This is a genomic window from Nocardia sp. NPDC057272 (assembly GCF_042668615.1).
Lineage (GTDB): Bacteria > Actinomycetota > Actinomycetes > Mycobacteriales > Mycobacteriaceae > Nocardia.
In genome coordinates this window covers 1-20,984 of record NZ_JBHUYK010000034.1, presented here as the reverse complement: position 1 = coordinate 20,984, position 20,984 = coordinate 1, and the positions used below count along the sequence as shown (strand labels likewise).

Below are 20,984 nucleotides of genomic sequence, written 5' to 3'. Positions count from 1 at the left end.
GTGCACTCGATCCGCTGGTCATGTTCTGCCTTTCTGAAACGTCAGCGCGCGACGAGGTCGACGAGTCCGCCGAGGCGGGTGCGATGCCAGGCGGGGGTGCCGTACGCGAGTGCGTCGGCCCGGGCCCGCTTGAGGAACAGGTGCACGGGGTGTTCCCACGTGAAGCCGATGCCACCGTGCAGTTGCACGCATTCCTCGGCGGCGAGCAAGGCGGCGTCGCCGCAGATCGAGGCAGCGACCGAGGCAGCGACAGGCAGGTCTGTGCCGGTCGCCGCGCAGTCGGCCGCGTAGCGAGCCACCGCGCGGGCCTTGGCGATCTCGGTCCACACGTCGGCCAGGCGATGCTTGAGGGCCTGGTAGGAGCCGATGATCCGGCCGAACTGGCGGCGCTGGCCGAGATATTCGACCGTCATCTCCAGCGTCGCCTCGGCGATGCCGAGCTGTTCGGAGGCCAGCAACGCGCAGGCGATATCTGCGGTCCAGCTCAGGGCTTCGGCGGTGTCGTCGGCCAGGACCGCAGCGGTGGCCTGATCGAAGGTGACGTCGCTGATCCGCCGCGTCATGTCGAACGACAGCACCGGCTCGACGGTGGCCTGATCGCGCTGCACGAGCAGCACCTGATGTCCGACCGGGACCAGCAGGACGGTGGCCTCGAGCGCGCCGGCGACAGTGCGGACCGTGCCGGAGAGCTTGCCGTCGGTGTAGGTGACCTCGGCGTCGAGCGCGCGCAGCGGCTCGCCGTAGGGCGTCACGATCGTGCCGATTGCCTCGCCGCTGACGAGTTCGCGCACCAGGGCGTCGGCGCCGAGCTGTACGGCCAGGGAGGTGGCGGCGACAGCGCTGGTCAGGTACGGGACGTCGGCGACCGCGCGGCCGAGCTCCTCCATGACGACGGCAACCTCGCGCCAGGATGCCCCGGCACCACCGAGTTCCTCGGGCACCGCGAGACCGACGACTCCGAGCTCGTCGACGAGGCCACGCCACGCCTGCTGGGCATCGGCGGTAAAAGCGTCGGCTTCGTCGGTGCGCCGCAGCACCGTCTCGAGCGGGGTCCGGCCGGCGAGCAGGGCGCGAACCGCGTCGCGCAGGTAGCCCTCGTCTTCGCTGTAGAGCAGCGAGGGCACCGTGGTAGACGTGCTCACTTGGGAAGGTCCTTCCAGGCGATGTCCTTGTCGACCCGCGGCTCGGCGGGAAGTCTCAGCACGCGCTCGGAGATGATGTTGCGCATGATCTCCGAGGTGCCGCCCTCGATCGAGTTGGCCCGGCGGCGCAGGTACCAGTAGCCGCTCACGCGGTCCAGCGGAACCGACAGATCCGGGCGGCACAGCGTCCAGTCGTCATAGCGCAGGGCGTCCGACCCGAGCAGATCCAGTTGCAGCGACGCCGAGTCCTGGGCCAGCGCCGAGTAGGCCAGCTTCAGACCGGAACCCTCGGGGCCGGGGGCGCCGACCTCGAGCTGCTGGGTGAGCCGGACACTGGCCAGGCGCAGGGCCTCGGCGTCGGTCCACAGCCGCATCAGTTCGTCGTGCGCCTCGGGGCGCCGGCACTCGGGCCGCGTCCGCCACAGGTCGGTGAGGTCGCCGATCGGGCCCGACTCCCTGGCGACCGCGCTGCCGCCGATGGCGACCCGCTCGTTCATCAGGGTCGCCTGGGTGACGGCCCAGCCCTCGCCGACGGCGCCGAGCCGGTTCACATCCGGCACCCGCACATCGTCGAGGTAGACCTCGTTGAACTCGGCCTCGCCGGTCATCTGGCGCAGCGGCCTGATGTCGACACCGGGGGTCCGCAGGTCGAGCACGAAGTAGGACAGTCCCTGATGTTTGGGCAGCGACGGGTCGCTGCGCACCAGCAGCAACGCCCAGCGGGCGTCGTGGGCCAGCGAGGTCCAGACCTTCTGCCCGTTGACGATCCAGTCGTCGCCGTCGCGGACCGCGCTGGCGCCGACACCCGCCAAGTCAGATCCGGCGCCGGGCTCGCTGAAGAGCTGGCACCACACCTCCTCGCCGGTCCACAGCGGCGGAATCCAGGTCTTCTGCTGCTCGGGGGTGGCGTACCGCAACAGGGTCGGGGCGGCCATGCCGAGGCCGATCACGTTGGCGCGCGGGTGGTTGTCCGGGGCGCCCGCGGCCGCGAACGCCGCGTCGACGGCCGACTGCGCGGACGGGTCGAGACCCAGCCCGCCCAGGCCGACCGGGTAGTGCACCCACGCCAGGCCGGCGGCGAATCGGGCACGCAGGAAGTCCATCCGATCCATCTGCGCGGGTGGGTGCTCAGCCAGGAACTCCGTGACGCGCTCGAGGAGTGCGGACGGCGCCTCTGAGGTTTCGACGTCGATCATGCTTCCGACGGTGCCACGGCCGAGAACTCCGGCGATGTCTCACTCTGGGTCAGTGTCGCGATCGGTGCACCACCCGGCCGGCGATCGTGTCGCGCGATGGGACACGACACAGGTCGAGGGCGGCTTTAGCGTCGTTCCCATGTCTACACACACACCATCGGGCGGAACGCGGGTAGCGCCCGTGCACGTGGTGGGCGCCGCGTCGACGGCCTTCGCGGTCGAACACGATGCGATGCTCGACGAACTGGTCTTCGAAGCGGTCTCCGCCGCGCTGCGCGAGTGCGGGTTACGCAAGCAGGATCTCGGACTCTCGGTGACGGCCTCCATGGACGTCCTCGACGGCCGCAGCATCTCCTCCGGGCTCACCAACGCGGCGGCCGGCGGCTACCTCAACGACTCCTTCCGCGTCGAGGGCGATTCGGGGCTGGCGATCATCAATGCCGCCCAGGCGATCGCGGCAGGCGATGTCGAGGTCGCGGTGGCCGTCGGGGTGCACAACCCCGAGATCTCCGGCTCCAAGCAGCGTCGGCGCGCCTTCCTCGACCAGGTGTCCAACCTCGGCTTCGACCCCCACTTCGACCGCCCCGTCGGCATGACCGGCACCGCCACCTACGCCATGCACGCCGGTGCGGCCCTGGGTGAGCTCGATGCGCTCGCCGCCGCGGCCGCCGGTGACATCAACCGCGGTGCCGGCCTGGCCCGTTCGGTGCGCCGCGACGCGGTGACCGCCGCCGACGTGCTCGAGTCCGAGCCGATCGCCTGGCCGCTGCGCGAACTGATGCTGCCCGCCGAGTCGACCGGCGCGGTCGCGATCGTGCTCGCCTCCCCCGCCAGGGCCGGGCGCTGCATCGGCCGCAACGTGCGGCTCACCGGCTTCGGCCACGCCACCGGCGGTTACACCTGGGACGGTCAGTGGCTGACCGCACCGCAGGAGACCACCCGCCGCGCCGGCGACATGGCACTCGCCCAGGCCGGCCGCCAGCGAGAGTCGATCACGCTGGCCGAGGTCTCCGCGGTCACCCCCGCGCTGCAGGACGCCTACGTGCAAGCCCTCGGCCTCAACGACAGGGCCGTGATCAACCCCAGCGGCGGGCTGCGCAGCAACTACCCCGGCCTGGCCAACGGCGCCCTGCGGCTGCTCGAGGTCATGGACCGAATCGACGAGGTCGCACCCGGCCAGGCCGCGCTCAGTCATTCCATCGATGTCGAGACCGGACTGGTCGCCGAAGACGTCACCGTTCTCGTGGTGGAGGCCGCCTGATGTCCCAACGCGCAGCGATCGTCGGCGTCGGTCTGACGCCGGCCACCTCTCCCAGCAAGCAGACCTACTCCACCAAGGAACTGTGCCAGCAGGCTGTGCACGCCTGCATGGAGCACAGCGGTGTCGCGTTGTCGTCGGTCGATGCGGTCGTCACCGGCAACATCGACGGCTTCGAGGGCACCGTCCTCGGTGCCAAGCACCTCACCCGGCTGCTGGGCCTGGGCCCGCACGTCCCGGTGATCGTGATCAACACCGGCGGCACCACCGGCGGCAACCTGATGCAGGTCGCGGCCCGTATGGTCCGCGCTGGAACGCACCGGCGCGTGCTGTGCCTGGGCGGCCCGACCTTCTACGGCTCCTCGGATCTGCAGTCGGCGATCAACACCAACTCACCGATGATCATCGAGCAGCCGCTGGGCATGGGCGCCTACCACATGGGCGCCTTCGCCGCCTCGGCCTACCAGCAGCGCTATGGGCTCACTGTGGAGGACCTCGCCACCGTCGTGGTCTCCGACCACACGAAGGCCGCGCGCAACCCGTTCGCGCACCTGCGCTACCAGGTGACCCCCGAGGACGTGATCAACGGCCGGCGTCTGTCGTCGCCGCTCACCATGCCGATGGTGTGTCCGGTGTCGGTGTCGGCGGTCGCGATGCTGGTCAGCACGCCCGACGATGACGACGTCACCACCACCCCGGCGCTGATCCGGGCGATGGGCATGTCCGCCGATCCGTACCTGGGTGGCGGCAAGGGCGACTTCTCGCAGATCACCAACCTCGCCAACCTCGCCCGCCGGGTGTACGCCCAGGCCGATATCCGCGAGCCGCTCGACGATTTCGACGCGGTGGAGATCTTCGCACCGTACGCGCACATGCAGCCGATGCAGCTCGAAGCCCTCGGCTTCGCGCCGTTCGGCGGCGGCGTGGACCTGATCCGCAGCGGCGCGACCGATGCAGGCGGCGTCCTGCCGACCAATATGTCGGGCGGACCCAAGTGCACCAACGCCGGTGTGGCCGGTGAGCTGGCGCCCTACGCCTACGCGGCCCTTCAGGTGATGGGTGACGCCCCCGAGGAGGTCCAGGTGCCCGGGGCCCGCCGCTCGCTCGGACACGGCACCGGCGGCACCTTCTTCCAGTTCGACAACCTGGCAATCTTCGAGACCTACGGGAGTAAGTGACATGACGACGACTCCGATCACCCCCATCACCCAGGCCGTCCACTGGGATCTGCACTACGACATCCACCTCGGCCAGACCTGGAGCCGGTTCATGGACGGCCTGCGCGAGGGCAAGATCCTGGCCAACGAGTGCGGCAGCTGCGAGCGCGTGTTCGTGCCGCCGCAGGACTACTGCGAGTCCTGCTTCGAGAAGACCGACGGCTGGCGCGAGCTCTCCGGCGAGGGCACCCTCGAGGTCTTCACGGTGGCCTGGCACGGCTTCACCGGTGGCCCCAAGCCGCCGTACGCCATCGGCGGCGTTCGCCTCGACGGTGCCGGCACCCTGCTGATGCACTGGATCACCGGCGTCGACTTCACCCCTGGCGCCGACGTGCGGGCGGCACTGCCGTTCGGCACGCGGGTCCGTGCTGTCTGGGCACCGGAGCGCACCGGTTCGATCCTCGACATCGCGCACTTCGAGCCGATCGAGTAGTTCGACAAACTAGGAAGGCCTGATCCGCTCGAGGCAGATCAGGCCTTTCTGTATCGGTACCCCTTACATCGCGAGGCCACCGTCGACCGGCAGAACCACACCGGTGACATAGGCACTCTCGTCCGCGGCCAGGTAGCCAACCGCCGTCGCCATCTCCGAGGGATCCGCGAAGCGCCCGACGGGCACGGTCGCGGTCATCTCGGCGAGCCGCTCCTGGCCGACCGCCAGGACCATCGGCGTCGCCGCGTTCGGGGAGATCGCGTTGACGGTGATGCCGAAGCGGGCGGTCTCCTTGGCAACGGTCTTCGTGAAAGCGATGATGCCGCCCTTGGCCGCCGCGTAGTTCGACTGCCCGATCGTGCCGTGCAGACCGGTGTAGGAGGTGACGTTGACGATGCGACCGAAGCCGGCCGCACGCATGTGCGGCACCACGGCACGGGTCATCGCGAAGGTCCCCTTGAGGTGCACGTCGATCACCGCCTGCCACTGGTCGTCCGACATCTTCCACACCACCGTGTCGCGGGTGATGCCGGCATTGTTGACCACGATGTCGAGCGAACCGGTCTCGGCGACAACGGCATCGACCGCGGCGGAGACCGCCGAGCTGTCGGTGACATCGACCGCGTGCGCGAACACCCGTTCCTTACCGTCCCAGGCGGCCCTCAGGGCCACGGGGTCACGGTCGACGACGGCCACCTGCGCACCGGCGTCGTGGAACATCGTGGCGATGGCGTGACCGATGCCCTGAGCTGCACCGGTCACCAGGGCGGTACGCCCACTGAAATCGAAGGTGATGCTCATCCGAGGCGCTCGATGATGGTCGCGTTGGCCATGCCGCCACCCTCACACATCGTCTGCAGGCCGTAGCGGCCGCCGCCGACCTCGAGGTTGGTGAGCATCGTGGTGAGCAGACGGGTGCCCGAAGCGCCGAGCGCGTGCCCGAGAGCGATCGCGCCGCCGGCGGGGTTGACCTTGGCCAGGTCGGCCTTGACGTCGGCAGCCCACGCCAGCGGCACCGGCGCGAACGCCTCGTTGACCTCGAAGGTGTCGATGTCGTCGATCGACAGACCGGACCGCGCCAGCACCTTCTGGGTCGCGGGGATGACGCCGGTGAGCATGAGCAGCGGGTCGCTGCCGGTCACGGCGAAAGAGTGGAAGCGAGCGCGCGGGGTGAGACCGAGTTCGGCGGCCTTCTCCTCGCTCATGATCAGGACCGCGGAGGCGGCGTCGGTGAGCGGCGAGGAGTTACCGGCGGTGATCGACCAGTTGATCTCGGGGAACCGGGCGCTGAACTCCGGGTTCTCGAACGAGGCGCGCAGACCGCCCAGGCCATCGGCCGTGGTGGCCGCACGCACGGTCTCGTTCAATGTGTGTTGGGTGCCGTCGGGCCGGGTGATGGCGATGGTCTCACGGTCGAAGCGGCCCGTGGCCGTAGCCTCGGCGGCGAGCTGGTGCGAGCGGGCCGAGTACTCGTCGAGCTGCGCGCGGGAGAACCCCCACCGGGCCGCGATGAGTTCGGCCGAGATGCCCTGGCCGACAAGGCCTTCGGGGTAACGACGCGAGAGCGGCGCCATCGGCTTCTCGCCCTGCGAGCTGGCGCCCATGGGGACCCGGCTCATCGACTCCACACCACAGGCGATCACGACGTCGTAGGCGCCGGCGATCACGCCCTGCGCCGCGAAGTGGGCGGCCTGCTGGCTCGAGCCGCACTGGCGGTCGACGCTGGTGGCGGGGACGGACTCGGGCAGGCCCGCGACGAGCGCCGCAGTGCGGGCGATGTTGAGGGCCTGCTCACCGGTCTGCGAGACGCACCCGGCGATGACGTCATCGATCAGCGCGAGATCGAAGTCGTTGCGGGCAAGCAGGGCCTGCAGCGTCTGGGCGAGCAGGTCGACCGGCAGAACGCCGGACAGCCCGCCTCCGGGTTTACCCTTCCCGGAGGCGGTACGGACGGCATCGACGATTACGGCATTGGGCACGGTGTCCACTCTTCTCACACAGGTGACAGGGTCATTCCTGACGCTAGAGCGATCCGGTGCCGTCGCAGTGTCCTGATTCGCGACGTTCTACTCATCGACGCGACGCCGGTGTCAGGCGCGCCAGAGATGCGGTCCGGGACGGGTGAGCACCAGTTGCGGGATCACCGTCCGGCTGCTCAGCCGGGTCACCGACACAATGGCCTCCGCGACGTCCTCGACAGGAAGCATGTCGTCCCAGTCGACCTCGCCCGGCATGTGCTCGGTCATCGCCGTGCGCACATAGCCAGGGCACACAGCGGTGGCGATGACCCCGCCGACCGACTCCTCCGTCGTGACCGTCTCGCACCAGGTGATCAGGCCGGCCTTGGTGGCGCCGTAGGCCGAGTTCAACGGTTCACCGACAACACCGGTGGTGGAGGCGACGGCGATGATCTTGCCGCCGGCCTTCGTGGTCCGGCCGGCCTCCCGCAGCAAGGGCAGCAATTCCTGGCTGAGTACATAGGCCGAACGCAGGTTGATGGTGAACAGCAGGTCCAGCTTGCGGACCGGGAAGTCCGCGAATGCACCCATCGCGCCCATCGCCGCGTTGAGCACGAGGACATCGGCACGGCCGTACGCCTCGCGGTGCGCCGTGGCCAGCGCGGTCACATCCTCGGACTTGGACATGTCGGCGCGCACCACCGTCACCGCGACGCCGCGCTTCTCGCGCAACTCGGTGGCCAAGGTCTCCAAGCTCTCGGTCCCACGGGCTGAGATGGTCAGGTCGAAACCCTCGTCGGCCAGCCGGCGCGCGACCTCCTCACCGATCCCGCGCGATGCGCCGGTGACCAGGGCGGCCGGACGCCCGCTCATCGGGGTGCCATCCGAATCGCGCCGTCGAGCCGAATGGTCTCGCCGTTGATCATCGGATTGCTGACGAGGTGTTCCACGAGCGCGGCGTACTCGTCCGGGTCGCCCAGTCTCTTGGGATGGGGCACCTGGCCGGCGAGCGAGGTGCGTGCCTCGTCCGAGAGACCGTTGAGGATGGGGGTGGCGAACATCCCCGGTGCGATGGTGTTGACCCGGATGAGCGCGTCGGCGAATTCGCGCGCCAGCGGCAACGTCATCGAGTGCAGGGCACCCTTGGACGCCGAGTAGGACGCCTGGCCGATCTGGCCGTCGAAGGCCGCGACCGAGGCGGTGCAGACGATCACACCGCGCTCCCCCTCCACCGGCTCGTTGGCGTACATCGCCGCGGCCGCCAGGCGGATCACGTTGAAGGTGCCCAGGAGGTTGATGTCGATGACCCGCGTGAAACGCTCGAAATCGACAGGATCACCGTTGCGCGACACCGTGCGTACAGGATCGCCGATGCCCGCGCAGTTGACCAGCACCCGCAGCGGGGCGAGGGTCTGCGCGAGCGCGACCGCTGCACCCACCTGCTGCGCGTCGCGGATGTCGGCGGCAGCGAAGTGGGCGCCCGCGCCGATCTCCGCGGCGCGGGCGGCGCCCTCGGAGGTCGGCAAGTCGACCAGGACGACCTCGGCTCCGTCGGCGTGCAGCCGACGGGCGGTCGCCAAGCCGAGACCAGATGCGCCACCGGTGATGATCGCGGAGGTGCCTTGGGGGTTCACATATTCTCCTTTGTTGGCTTTGTTGGCGCCGCACCCTCAGATGGTGCGGTCGCGGCCTTCCCAGTACGGCCGACGGATCTCGTGCTTGAGCACCTTGCCGGAGGGATTACGCGGCAGCAGATCCATGAACTCGACCCGGCGCGGGCGGCGGAATCCGGCGATGCGGGGGCGTGCCCACTCGACCAGTTCGTCCTCGGTAAGGGTGTGACCGTCGCGGACGACCACGATGGCGGTCACCGCCTCACCCCAGACATCGTGCGGCGTGCCGATCACGGCGACTTCCTGAACAAAGGGGTGCTCGACGAGGACGCGCTCGACCTCGGCGGGGTACACGTTCTCACCACCGGTGATGATCATGTCCTTGATCCGGTCGGTGATGAACAGGTACCCGTCCGCGTCCAGGTGGCCCGCGTCGCCGGTGCGCAGCCACGCACCGTCACCCGGACGCAGTTCCGCAGTCGCCTCGGGACGGCGCCAGTACTCTTCAGCGCACTGACCGGAGCGGATCCAGATCTCACCGAACTCGCCGGCGCCGAGCGGGCGCTGGTCGGCGTCGCGGATCTCGACCTCCACCCACGGCAGCGGCCGTCCGACGGAAGTGAGCAGGTGGTCGTGGTGGTCGTCGGGCTCGAGCTGCACGATGCAGCCCGTGGTCTCGGTGAGCCCGAACATCTGCAGCAGCGGCGCGTCGAACGTGGCCAGCGACTGCCGCAGCAGGGGTCCGGTGATCGGGGCGGCGCCGTACGCGATCAGGTCCAGCGAGCTGTAGTCGCGTTCGGTCGCGCCCGGGGTGTCCAGCATCATCTGCAGCATCGCGGGGGCGACGAGAATTGTGCTGATCCGGTCCCGTTCGATCGCTTCGAGCAGCGGCACCGGAGCGAACTCCGTGAACAGGACGCAGTGCGCACCGGAGAAGAGACCGACGAACGCCCACGCGGACCCGCCCATGTGGAACAGCGGCATCACCACCGCCACGGTGGCGTCGGCGTCCATCCGCCATCCGGCCGCGCATTGGTTGAGGTAGCCGAAGTTGCGGTTGCGGACGACCACGCCCTTCGGGAGCCCGGTGGTTCCCGAGGTATAGAACTGGATGAAGTGGTCCTCGGGCCGGGAGACGCGATCGGGTTCGGCCGCCGGCCACCGGTCACGCCACGCCTCGTAGTTCTCACCGATGGTCAAGTGCAGATCCGCCGGCGGAGCGGCGGGTGCGAACTCGGCGTCGGTGACGACGATCCGCACGCCGGCGTCGGTGGCCAGCTCCGCGACATCGGACGGTGTCAGACGCCAGTTGAAAGGCGCCATCACGGCACCGATGCGAGCGCAGGCCAGCGCGACCTCGAAGAACTCCGGCCAGTTCCGGCCCACGTACCCGACGCGGTCCCCCTCCTCGACACCGCCGGCCTGCAGGCCGTTGGCCACCATCAGAATCCGGCGAAAGAGCTCGGCGTAGGTGAGGGTGTGCTCGCCCCCGGTCAGCGCCGGAGCGTTCGGCGCGCTCGCCGCATAGCCCTTCACGACCGCGAGCGGATCGAACGTCGTCGGGTCGTAGGTCGGCGACTGCGGGTCCGTCGGCTGCTGCGTCATCGTTCCCCTCCTCTGAGGTACCTGGCCCGAATCGGGGCAGGCCCAGCCTGACGGGTCGAACGAGGGCGAGTGTGTCCGAGATCGCAACACCGGTCCCGGGGGCGCTTCGGATCACGGAAGGCACTGTCGCGTACTGAGACACCGATCGGGCGCGCTTCGCTGTGATCGTTGTTACTGCGGCGACGATCCGCCGGCCCCTGTGTCTCCCGAGAGCGAGTAGCGATGATAACTCCCGAACGCCTGAGCACCATGTTCCGACCGCGGTCGGTGGCCCTTGTCGGAGCGGCGGACAAGTCCACTTTCTCCCGCTACGCGTTCGAGAACCTCGTCCGCTTCGGCATGCTCGACCGCAGCTTCGTGGTGAACCGCCGTGGCGTCGACGTGCACGGCCACCCGAGTGTGAAGACGTGCCAGGACATCGGCGAGCCGGTCGACACCGCCCTGCTGATGGTGCCCCAGGCGGGCACCATCGACGCGCTGCACGACGCCGCCGCCGCCGGGATCCGCAATGCCGTCGTGCTGTCGAGTGGCTACGGCGAGGCCGGCGAGGCCGGGCGCGCCGCCCAGCAGGAACTCGTCGACGTCGCAAACTCGCTCGACATGACGCTGCTCGGTCCGAACATGCTCGGCTTCGCGAACTTCGTCGATCGTGCGGCCGTCGCGGCGATCCCGCGCCTGCCCACGTACACCGGCTCGGTGGCACTGCTGTCGCAGAGCGGGGCGTCCATCATCTCGATGATGGACTACGCCAAGATGTCCGGAGCCGGCCTGTCCTACATGGTCACCCTCGGCAACGAGGCGATGATCACGGCCGGCCACATGCTGGACTACCTCGTCGACGACGGCGCCACCAAAGCGATCGCGATGTTCCTCGAGACCATCCGCGATCCGGAGACCTTCGCCCGGGGAGCGCGACGCGCCGCCGCGGCAGGCAAGCCCGTGGTCGTGCTCAAGGCAGGCAGCAGCCCCTTGGCCGCGCGGACCGCCCAGGCCCACACCGGCGCGCTCGTCGGCGACGACAAGGTCACCGACGCCGTGCTGCGCGAACTCGGCGTCATCCGGGTGAAATCCATCGAGGACATGCTCGCGACCGCTGGAATCGCCGCGACCCTGGGTCGTCTGCCGCGCTCGGGCGCAACCGCGGTGTCGATCTCGGGTGGCGCGTGCGACATCCTCGCCGACGTCGCGCAGGACGCGGGCGTGGTGTTCCCCGAATTCGCACCCGACACGCTCGAGCAGCTCAACGCGGTGATGCCCGAGTACGGCACCGCGCACAACCCGGTCGATGTCACCGGCGCGGCGATCATCGACACCTCGATCTGGACCGCGGCGATCAAGGCGGCCGGCAACGACCCCTCGGTCGGATCGGTGATGGTCGTCTCGACGATTCCGATGGCCGAGAGCACCGCGGCCAACTACCAGCGCGCGACGCTGGAGGCGATCTCCGAGGGACTGCGGCAGTCCGCCGCGCCGGGGATCCTGGTCAACCAGGTGTCCCAGCAGATCACCAAGTACTCGCGTGACATGCTCGACGAGGTCGGGATTCCCGCGGCGATCACCGGCCTGTCCCAGGCCGTTTCCACCGTGTCCCACCTCGAGTGGTGGTCCTCGGTCGTCGACGGCGTGAACGCCGACCGCGAGATCACGCTGCCCGACATCGAGTCGACCGAGCCGCGCACCGGGGCGTGGTCGGAACATCAGGCCCGCGCGCTGCTGTCCGCCGGCGGCGTCTCAGTCGTGCCGTCGGCCCTGGCGACGAGCGCGGACGACGCTGTGGCCGCCGCCGCGGGCATGGGCGGACCGGTCGCGATGAAGATCGTGTCGGCGCAGATCCTGCACAAGAGCGACATCGGCGGCGTCGCACTCGGCGTCACGGGCTCCGACCAGGTCCGGGATGCCTACGCGCGGCTGATGACGGCCGGCGAGAGCGTCGAAGGCGCGGTACTCGAAGGCGTCCTCATCTCGCCGATGCGCTCCGGCGGCACCGAACTGCTCGTCGGCGTCGTCCGCGACGAACAGTGGGGTCCCGTGCTGGCGGTGGGATTCGGCGGCGTGCTGGTCGAGGTCCTGCAGGACTCCGCCCTGGCCACCCTCCCGGTGACGCCCGCGAAGGTCACCGAGATGCTGCTGTCCCTGCGAGGTCGCACGCTGCTCGAGGGCGTGCGCGGAGCCAAGCCGGCCGACCTGGACGCGCTCAGCCGGGAGATCGCCCGGATCGGCGACCTGGCGCTGGCGCTGGGCGAGGATCTGGCGTCGCTGGAGGTCAACCCCCTGCGGGTGGACGGCTCGACGGTGGAAGCTCTCGACGCCGTGGTCGAGTGGCGCACCGCCGGCGACAAGTGAGTAACCCGTGAACCCCATCGATCCCCGCACCCCCGTCCTGATCGGCGTCGGCCAGATCAACGACCGGCTGGGCAGCGACGACTACCAGGCGCTCTCGGCGGTCGGTCTCGCGGCGGCCGCCGCCGAACGCGCGGTCGCCGATGCGCAGGCATCCGCTGACCTGATCTCGGTCATCGACACGGTGGCCGGTATCCGGCAGTTCGAGAACTCCAAGCCGGGCCTGCCCGCCCAGCTCGGCCGGTCGAACAACTACCCGCGCTCGGTCGCCCAGCGCCTCGGCGCCGAGCCCGAGCGGGCCATCCTCGAGGTCACCGGCGGGCAGGGCCCCCAGCACCTGCTGACCGAGCTCGCGGGCGAAATCGCCGCGGGCCGGGGCCGGGTCGCGCTGCTGTTCGGTTCGGAGGCCATCTCCACCGCTCGTGCCCTGCTGGCGAGCGAGGACCGGCCCGACTTCACCGAGACGGTCGACGGCTCGCTCGAGGACCGCGGCTTCGGTCTGCGGGGCATCGTCTCGCGTGAGTTCATCGGCCACGGCCTGGTCGGCGCACCGGCACAGTACGCGTTGCTCGACAACGCGCGCCGGGCCAAGCTCGGGCTCGGGCGCGCGGCGTACGCCGAGGCCATCGGCGCCCTGTTCGCCCCGTTCACCGAGGTCGCCGCGACCAACCCGTACGCGGCGGCCCCGACGGTCCGCGGCGCCGAGGAACTGGTCACCGTCACCGAGGCCAACCGGCCGATCGCCGACCCCTACACCCGCTATGTGGTGTCACGTGACCAGGTGAACCAGGGTGCGGCGCTCATCGTCGCGTCGGTGGAGGCCGCGCGCGAGCTCGGCGTGCCGGAGGAGCGGTGGGTGTACCTGCACGGTCACGCCGACCTGCGCGACCGCCCGATCATGGACCGCCCCGACCTGGCCGACAACCCGGCCGCCCGGCACGCGTGCGAGCTGGCCCTGAACATGGCAGGCCTCACCACCGAGCAGGTGGCCTCGTGGGACTTCTACAGCTGCTTCCCGATCGCGGTGTTCATGGCCGCAGTCGACGGACTCGGCCTCTCGACCGACGATCCGCGCCGCCTCACCGTCACCGGCGGTCTGCCGTTCTTCGGCGGCTCGGGCAACAACTACTCCATGCACGCCATCGCCGAAACCGTCGACCGGGCTCGCAAGGCGCCCGGCAGCTTCGGCTTCGTCGGCGCCAACGGCGGTATCGCGCACAAGTACTCCACCGGCGTGTACTCCACCACCCCGGTCGAGTGGCGGGCGAACCCGCTGGCCGAGCGGCTCGCCCAGCAGGCCATCGACACCGACGGACCGGTGCCGCAGGTCACCCGGGCCGACGGCTGGGCGCGGATCGAGTCGTTCACGATCAGCCACGGCAAGCGGGGCAGGACAGGCATCATCATCGGCCGTCTGGAGAGCACCGGTGAGCGTTTCGTGGCGCGCACGGACAAGGACGACGACACCCTGCTCGCGCTCCTCACCGACGCCGAACAGCCGGTCGGTGAACGGTTCTGGGCCTTCAACGTGTCCGTGGGCAACCGAGCGACCACCACGCCCGAACGCGCGGCGGAACTGGCGCGGCCCGTGACCGGGCTGCGCGAGTCCTACGAGCACATCCTGGTCGAGCGCGACGATCACCTGCTGGTCATCACGATCAACCGGCCGCTGGCCCGCAACGCCCTGTTCCCGGCGGTGCACGAAGAGCTCGACTCGGTGTTCAACGCCTTCTTCGCCGACCCCGAACTGTGGGCCGCGATCATCACCGGTGCCGGTGAGCGGGCGTTCTGTTCGGGCAACGATCTGGCCTACACGGCCAGCGGCAAGCCGACCTATCTGCCCGCGTCCGGCTTCGCCGGGCTCACGCACCGGCGCGACATGCACAAGCCGGTAATCGCCGCGGTCAACGGTTTCGCCCTGGGCGGCGGATTCGAGATCGCGCTGGCCAGTCACCTGTGCGTGGCCGACGAGAACGCTCAGTTCGGGCTCACCGAGGTGAAGGTCGGGCTGATCGCGGTCGCGGGCGGGATCGTGCGGCTGCCCCGCGTGATCCCGGAGAAGGTCGCGCTGGAGTTGCTGCTGACCGGACGGCGGATGCGCCCGGAAGAGGCGCAGCGCCTCGGCCTGGTCAACCGCATCGCCCCGGCGGGCAAGGCGCTGGAGGTGGCCAAGGATCTGGCCGCCGAGATCCTGGCCAACTCGCCGACCTCGGTGCGGCTCACGCTGGAATTGCACGAGACCACCCGGGCCAACCCCGATGTGGTCGACGCGGTCGGCGCCCGTACCCCCGTGATGGACGACCTCTTCGGCACCGCCGACCTGATCGAGGGCATGGCCGCCTTCGGCCAGAAGCGGCCGCCGCAGTGGCGCAATCAGTAGCCGACACTGCCGTAGTGGTCGCCGATGGCAGCCGTGTTCAGCAAGACCGAGGCCCTACCTGTCACACGATGCCGGGTGGGGCCTCGGCGTACAACAGTCGGACATCGACCCGCCGCGCAGACGCGTACGGTGACGCTCGAGCCCGGATCGCCAGGAAAGGAGCTGTCGCCACAATGACCACGCCGTCACGGCGCAGCGATGTCGCGTCGACCTGTTCTCCCCGCACACGCCTGGACCACGACGAGCGCCGAGCCAACATCCTCCGTGCGGCGCAGCACCTGTTCGCGCATCAGCCCTACGAATCGGTCTCGATCGGCCAGATCGCGGAAGCGTCCGGCACCACTCGCACCAACCTGCACTATTACTTCGGCAGCAAACAAGACCTCTACCTCGAGGTCGTCGAGCAGTTCGCCCACCTGCCATTGACCATCCCGCCCGCCACGTCGAGCCAGCCGAAGGAGGAAGTCCGGCTCCTGCTCGGCGCCTGGCTGGACCTCGTAGAGGCCAATGCCGAGACGTTCCGCGCACTGATCAGAACCCGTGACCAGCGCGAGCACAGCGAGGTAGGGGGCGTACTGGTCCAGAGCCAACTGAGGTGGGAGCAGCGCCTGCTCGAGGCGGCCCAGATGGACGCCGACAGCGAGGCGGCCCACGCCGCCGTTCGGGCCTACCAGGCCTTCTTGGCTTCCGCCTGCGAGCAATGGCTGGGCGACCACTCCCTCACCAAGCAGCAGGTTCTCGACCTGCTGACAGCGGCCTTGATCGCGATCGCCGAGTCGCTCACCTGATCGGCTGTTCACGCCTCCGGGCGACGCACCGCCACGCCTCTTGACACCCTGTCAGTAGCACTGGAGGATGTGACACAGATTTCGTGTTCTGTGTCACCTGGAGGTACGCCGACCATGGCCCCAACCACATCCACCGTTGTCGAGGCTCGTGAGCTGTTCCTCACCGGCGAGCTGACCGACGTAGAAAACCTCACCCTTCGCGGCGTACGACCCGAGATCGCCGAGTCGTGGCGCCGCTCGGCGCTCCATGGCCTTACGCCCTCGCGCGCCCTGCCGCGCAACAGCCAGGGCGCGGACGCCGACGGCCGCCTGGCCCGAGGCGCGGACATGGTGATCGTCGGCCGGAACGCGGCACTGAACGACCTGGATGCCGCACTGACGCTCACCGACAACGAAGGACGACTCCTGCGCCGCTGGGTGAAGAGCGCCCGCTTCGAACGGCGCCTGGACGCCCGTCACGTCGTCGTCGGTGCCTCCATCGCCGAGGAATCCGTCGGCACGTGCAGCAGCGGCATCGCCGCGGAGGTCGGACGACCGGTCATGGTCATCGGGCACGAGCACTACTCCGAAGGCGCGCTCACGATGACCACTGCCGGTGCGCCGATCCGGCACCCGGTCACCCGCAAACTGGTCGGCACCATCAACTACACCTGCGATGCGCGCGACACCCACGCGCTCATGCTCGCCTGGGTCCAGCGGCTGGCGATGGAGATCGAGGAAGCGCTCCTCGACGCCAGCACGCTCACCCAGCGCGCGCTGCTCGATGCCTACTTGAAGTCCGGCGCCGACGCCCGTCATCCGGTCGTCTGCCTCGATGACCACACTCTCATCACCAACGCCGCCGCGGCGCGGATGTTGGGGACCGGCGATCAGGCACTGCTGTGGGAGATGGCCGCCAAGCGCATCACGAGCCCGGACGTGTCACCCGACGCGCAAACCCTGCGGCTGGAGAGCAGTCAGACCGTCAAGGTAGACGTCCAGGTCGTGGAACACGGCGCCAAGCCGGTCGGTGCACTGCTCCGCCTGACGCCCACCTCGCCTCGCCGAGCCGCCATCGCGGCACCCGACCGTGCGACGGGGCTCGGCCGCCTGCACGGACGTAGTCCGGCCTGGCACGACTGGAGCGCACAGGTCCGCGAGTCCGCCGCGAACGGCGCGCCGTTGCTCCTGTGGGGCGAACCCGGCACCGGGAAAACGGCCACCGCGCGAGCGATCGCCGACGACGGCATGAACGCTGTCGTCGAACTGGACGCCGCACTATTGGGCGATCGGTGGATCGAATGCCTGACCACCGCGCTCAGCTCTGACAGCCTGTCGTACGCCATCCTGCGGCGCCTCGATCTCCTCGATCGATCGGCCGCGGTCGCGACCATCCGACTGGTCGAGAATGCCGCGGTACAGGTGATCGCCACGGCCACATCGTTCGACGCGCCGCAGGACGACCGCGAACTGGTCAGCGCCCTTGGCGCCTGGCCTGGCCCCGTCCTCGTCGCACCTCCACTGCGCGAACGGATCGAGGACCTGCCCGACCTTCTGACGGCCATCGCCGTCGACCTGTGCAGCAGGTCGCCGCGCTGGAGCGGCGACGTAGTGCAGTTGCTCGGCAGGCACTCGTGGCCGGCCAATCTGCACTCGCTCACCAACGCCGTCCGCGCGATCCTCGAGCGGAGCAAGGGTCCCGAGGTCACCGTGGCCCACCTGCCGGCCTATCTCTCAGCCTGCACCACACGCCGCTCGCTCACCGGGTTGGAGAACATCGAGGCACACGCTCTGGTCGCCGCGCTGCGCGCGTCGAACGGGAACAAGCGTGAGGCGGCCGACAAGCTGGGGATCGCCCGATCCACGCTCTACCGCAAGGTGCGCGCCCTCGGTTTGGATCTCACATCCGCGGCCTTCTGAACACTGACAAACAAGAGTCCCTTCGGCACTCGTCGGATTCCAGGGCCGCGACCATTACCCGGCCCGCCCCAGTGACGACTTCTGCCCGATCCCGGACCGGTCGGTGATAACTCCGTCAGAATACGGCGATACGAATATCTTCGGCCCATGAGCGACGATCAGATCGCTGTCGACGCGAAAATTCTTGCCGCGGGGCCGCGGCCCCACAGGCACACAAGATCGCATAACACCGTTGGAGGGGATCCCCCGCGCGGCAGCAGCTTCGATTGCCGCATTTGGCTGCGGCCCCGGAAACGACGCGATCGTCGCAACCTCTCACAAAGAGTTACGACGACCGCTAGAACTCGCCCTCGGGCGTAACCGGGCCCAGGTCTATACGCCGGCCGGTGGGGTGACCGGGCACGTTCGCGCTCCAGGTCAGCTCTCGGCGATCCGCTTGTCGTAGGCGGCACGCCCAGACTTGTCGAAGTCGAGGAAGACCCGGTCGGCGCCGGCCGCCCGCGCGATCGCCCGGCCGACCTTGACCGGCAGCAGCGTATTGGCGACGTAGTGGGCTTTCAGCGATTTCGGGACGTAGACGTGGGCCTCATCCTTCCCCAGGGCAGCCATCACCGCGGCGGCGATGTCCTCGGGCTCGCTGGCTTTGGTCCCCTTCGGCACGTCGGTGCCCGCGATCAACTCGGTCTTGGTGAACGACGGCAGGACGGCAGTCACCCTGATGCCCTGGGGATAGAACTCCTCACGCACGCCGTCGGTGAAGCCGACGACGCCGTACTTCGACGCCGAGTAGATCGATCCGCCAGGCACTGCGACACGGCCGGCGATGGAGGCGACGTTGAAGACGTGCCCCCGACGCCGCGCGACCATTCCAGGGAGCACAGCACGGGTTCCGTTGATGACACCCATGAGGTTGATCGCCAATGCCCGGTCGATGCTGTCATCGGAGAATTCGAGCAGCGGTCCGATCGGCATGATCCCTGCGTTGTTGACCAGGACGTGGATCTCGCCGATCTTTTCCTCGACATGTGCGACGAGGGCCCGGAACGCGGCGCCGTCGGTGACATCGAGCCGTAGACCCGTCCCGGAAATCCCGGCTGATGCCTCGATCGCGGCATTCTCGTCGATGTCGGCGATCACGACACGAAAGCCGGACTCGGCCAACGCGGTCGCGATCGCCTTGCCGATTCCCCGCGCACCTCCGGTAACAACAGCAACCGACATGAAAGCCTCGATCCAAAACGGTGACACAACTATCAGGACGTGTTTCACTGTATCGGTGTCCTAGCGCAGTGTCCATAACTGCTCGCCAACAAATCCGAGGTGCACGTTGAACCAGAAGCTGAACAAGCTCGTGTGCGAATTGCAAGGGCTTCGCCACATGAAGCAGGCGGGTATTTTTCCTCCGCTCGCCAAAATTCCAGGCACCGTCGCGATCAAGCGTCAGCAAGGTGCCAGTGGATTGGGGAGCAGCCTGGCTCATCTCCACGGTCACCGAGTCGCGATCATCGATCCGCAGGGGGTTGTGTCCTATCGGGAGCTCGCCGACATGGTGGCCCGATACATCAACGGGGTCGTGACCCAGGTGGACCCCCGATCTGGGGTGCGTCCCCGGATCGGCGCCCTGGTCCGCAACAGCCGATACGCGGCCGTACTCTGTCTCGGTGCCCTGGCATCGGACTCCCGGGTCATCCTGCTCAACACCGACATGGGTCCGCGGCATGTCGCCGAGGTGATCGAACGCGAGCAGATCGATGTCGTGGTCTACGACGGCGAGTTCGCCGATCGTTTCGAGCAGGTCGATCCCACGGTCACCCGCCTGATCGCCGCCCACGAAGGCGACAGCCCGTCGAACGCGTTCGATGCCCACATCGCGTCCGCGTCGACGACTCCCCCGTTCGCGGAAAAGGGCGGATCGTTGGTGCTGCTCACCAGCGGCACGACCGGCGCACCGCGTGGCGCCGAGCGTGGCGAGGTCAGCATCAAGCCGTCGATGCTCGGCGGCTATCTGGCCAAGATCCCGCTGCGCGGTACCGACCGCACCCTCATCGCCGCACCGCTGTTCCACGGCTGGGGTCAGATCAACCTGCTCAACATGCTCACTCTCGGCGGCACGGTCGTCCTCGCGGGCCGGTTCGACGCCCAGCGCACGGTCGACATGATCAAGCGCCAGCACGTGAACGTGCTCATCGCGGTGCCGACGATGATCCGCCGGATCCTCGCCCTGCCCGAAGACCAGGTGGCCCGCCTCGGCGGTGGCCAGCTGCGGATCCTCGGCACCGGCGGCGCCAAGATCGACCCGGCCACCGTGCAGGCGGTGTTCGACCGGATCGGCCCCATCCTGCACAACCTGTACGGCACCTCGGAGTGCTCCTACATCACGATCGCCACCCCCGACGAGCTCGTGGACGCCCCGACGACGGCCGGTTCGCCACCGCTGGGCAACCGCGTCGAAATCCTCGACGAGGCCGGCAACACGCTGCCGACCGGCACCGTCGGCCGCATCTTCGCCGACACCGGACTTCAGATCCGCAAATACACCGACGGCTCCGAGAAGGAATGGGTCCGCGGGATGATGAGCACCGGCGACACCGGCCGATTCGATGAACGAGGACGCCTCTTCATCGAGGGCCGCAGCGACGGCATGATCGTCTCCGGCGGCGAGAACGTCTTCCCCGAAGAAGTCGAGGAGTGTCTGCTCCAGCACGCCGAGATCGACGACGCCGTGGTCACCGCGGTCTCGGACGCCGACTTCGGCCAGCGTCTGCGCGCCTACGTCGTCCCTGGCGAGCAGTCGTCCCTCGATGCGGAGATGGTCAAGAGCTACATCGCCGCCGAGCTCTCCCGATCGCGGGTGCCCCGCGATGTCGTCCTCATCGCCGATCTGCCGCGGACCCCGGCGGGCAAGGTCATGCGCGCGACGCTCGATGCCCTCGACGCCGAAGCGGCCAAGGTGGCCGATGCGCCCAAGAAGCGCCCCGCGCGGCGACGGTCGGCCACGAGCCCGTCCTGATCTGACCCACTGACACGAGAGGCGGGCGGCCCACCCGGCGGGGGGGCGGGCCGGTGTGAGGTTGTGGTGAAAGCGATCGGACACCGCGGGGGGGCCCCCAGTGGGCGGCGCGGGGGCTCATGTGCCCCCCGCGCCCCCCCCCCCA

The 20,984-nt window shown here is 69.0% G+C and carries 16 protein-coding genes; 8 read left to right on the top strand and 8 right to left on the bottom strand.

Translation table 11 applies throughout. The annotated features are described in order from the left end of the window. Window positions 1-41: 41 nt before the first annotated feature. Window positions 42-1,142, bottom strand: coding sequence for an acyl-CoA dehydrogenase family protein (locus ACFULV_RS30795; RefSeq protein ID WP_378662805.1), 1,101 nt, complete (start codon window positions 1,140-1,142; stop codon window positions 42-44). After that, the gene (locus tag ACFULV_RS30790) at window positions 1,139-2,338 is read right to left on the bottom strand and encodes an acyl-CoA dehydrogenase family protein (protein ID WP_378662804.1); all 1,200 of its coding nucleotides are present in this window, start codon (window positions 2,336-2,338) and stop codon (window positions 1,139-1,141) included. Before ACFULV_RS30790 ends, ACFULV_RS30795 begins: the two co-directional genes overlap by 4 nt. 139 nt (window positions 2,339-2,477) lie before the next feature. Here ACFULV_RS30790 and ACFULV_RS30785 point away from each other — a divergent pair, with 139 nt between their 5' ends. The 3 genes from ACFULV_RS30785 to ACFULV_RS30775 are packed head-to-tail and all read left to right on the top strand — an operon-like array spanning window position 2,478 to window position 5,246. Continuing rightward, entirely contained in the window at window positions 2,478-3,599 is a 1,122-nt protein-coding gene (locus tag ACFULV_RS30785; protein WP_378662802.1) for a hypothetical protein, read from the top strand. Beyond that, window positions 3,599-4,774, top strand: a complete 1,176-nt coding sequence (locus ACFULV_RS30780; RefSeq protein WP_189028404.1) for a thiolase family protein — start codon at window positions 3,599-3,601, stop codon at window positions 4,772-4,774. Before ACFULV_RS30785 ends, ACFULV_RS30780 begins: the two co-directional genes overlap by 1 nt. Window position 4,775: 1 nt before the next feature. Further along, window positions 4,776-5,246, top strand: coding sequence for a Zn-ribbon domain-containing OB-fold protein (locus ACFULV_RS30775; protein ID WP_378662799.1), 471 nt, complete (start codon window positions 4,776-4,778; stop codon window positions 5,244-5,246). Between the two features lie 63 nt (window positions 5,247-5,309). Here the strand turns inward: ACFULV_RS30775 and fabG are convergent, their stop codons facing one another. The 5 genes from fabG to ACFULV_RS30750 form a co-directional block, all read right to left on the bottom strand. Beyond that, the gene (gene fabG / locus ACFULV_RS30770) at window positions 5,310-6,047 is read right to left on the bottom strand and encodes a 3-oxoacyl-ACP reductase FabG (RefSeq protein ID WP_378662797.1); all 738 of its coding nucleotides are present in this window, start codon (window positions 6,045-6,047) and stop codon (window positions 5,310-5,312) included. After that, complete coding sequence (locus ACFULV_RS30765) at window positions 6,044-7,225, bottom strand: thiolase family protein (RefSeq protein WP_378662795.1); 1,182 nt, start codon at window positions 7,223-7,225, stop codon at window positions 6,044-6,046. The genes fabG and ACFULV_RS30765 overlap by 4 nt, the downstream gene beginning before the upstream one ends. A gap of 111 nt (window positions 7,226-7,336) precedes the next feature. Beyond that, window positions 7,337-8,077: an SDR family NAD(P)-dependent oxidoreductase gene (locus ACFULV_RS30760; RefSeq protein ID WP_378662792.1), complete on the bottom strand. Its 741-nt coding sequence runs from the start codon at window positions 8,075-8,077 to the stop codon at window positions 7,337-7,339. Continuing rightward, entirely contained in the window at window positions 8,074-8,838 is a 765-nt protein-coding gene (locus ACFULV_RS30755) for an SDR family NAD(P)-dependent oxidoreductase (protein WP_378662789.1), read from the bottom strand. Before ACFULV_RS30755 ends, ACFULV_RS30760 begins: the two co-directional genes overlap by 4 nt. A gap of 36 nt (window positions 8,839-8,874) precedes the next feature. Beyond that, window positions 8,875-10,422 (bottom strand): long-chain-fatty-acid--CoA ligase, encoded by a 1,548-nt coding sequence (locus tag ACFULV_RS30750; RefSeq protein ID WP_378662786.1) that lies wholly within the window; start codon window positions 10,420-10,422, stop codon window positions 8,875-8,877. 222 nt (window positions 10,423-10,644) lie between these two features. Here ACFULV_RS30750 and ACFULV_RS30745 point away from each other — a divergent pair, with 222 nt between their 5' ends. From ACFULV_RS30745 to ACFULV_RS30730, 4 genes are all read left to right on the top strand, one after another. Further along, entirely contained in the window at window positions 10,645-12,765 is a 2,121-nt protein-coding gene (locus tag ACFULV_RS30745) for an acetate--CoA ligase family protein (protein ID WP_378662783.1), read from the top strand. Window positions 12,766-12,772: 7 nt separating this feature from the next. Further along, a complete protein-coding gene (locus tag ACFULV_RS30740) occupies window positions 12,773-15,142 on the top strand; it encodes an acetyl-CoA acetyltransferase (RefSeq protein WP_378662780.1) in 2,370 nt (789 codons plus the stop codon). 173 nt (window positions 15,143-15,315) lie between these two features. Beyond that, window positions 15,316-15,930: a TetR/AcrR family transcriptional regulator gene (locus ACFULV_RS30735; protein ID WP_378662777.1), complete on the top strand. Its 615-nt coding sequence runs from the start codon at window positions 15,316-15,318 to the stop codon at window positions 15,928-15,930. A gap of 114 nt (window positions 15,931-16,044) precedes the next feature. After that, a complete protein-coding gene (locus ACFULV_RS30730; RefSeq protein ID WP_378662774.1) occupies window positions 16,045-17,829 on the top strand; it encodes a sigma-54-dependent Fis family transcriptional regulator in 1,785 nt (594 codons plus the stop codon). Window positions 17,830-18,246: 417 nt separating this feature from the next. Here ACFULV_RS30730 and ACFULV_RS30725 read toward each other — a convergent pair whose 3' ends face one another. After that, window positions 18,247-19,050, bottom strand: coding sequence for an SDR family oxidoreductase (locus ACFULV_RS30725; protein ID WP_378662771.1), 804 nt, complete (start codon window positions 19,048-19,050; stop codon window positions 18,247-18,249). Window positions 19,051-19,288: 238 nt separating this feature from the next. Between ACFULV_RS30725 and ACFULV_RS30720 the strand changes: the two genes are divergently transcribed. After that, window positions 19,289-20,839, top strand: coding sequence for an AMP-binding protein (locus ACFULV_RS30720; RefSeq protein WP_378662769.1), 1,551 nt, complete (start codon window positions 19,289-19,291; stop codon window positions 20,837-20,839). Window positions 20,840-20,984 lie beyond the last annotated feature (145 nt).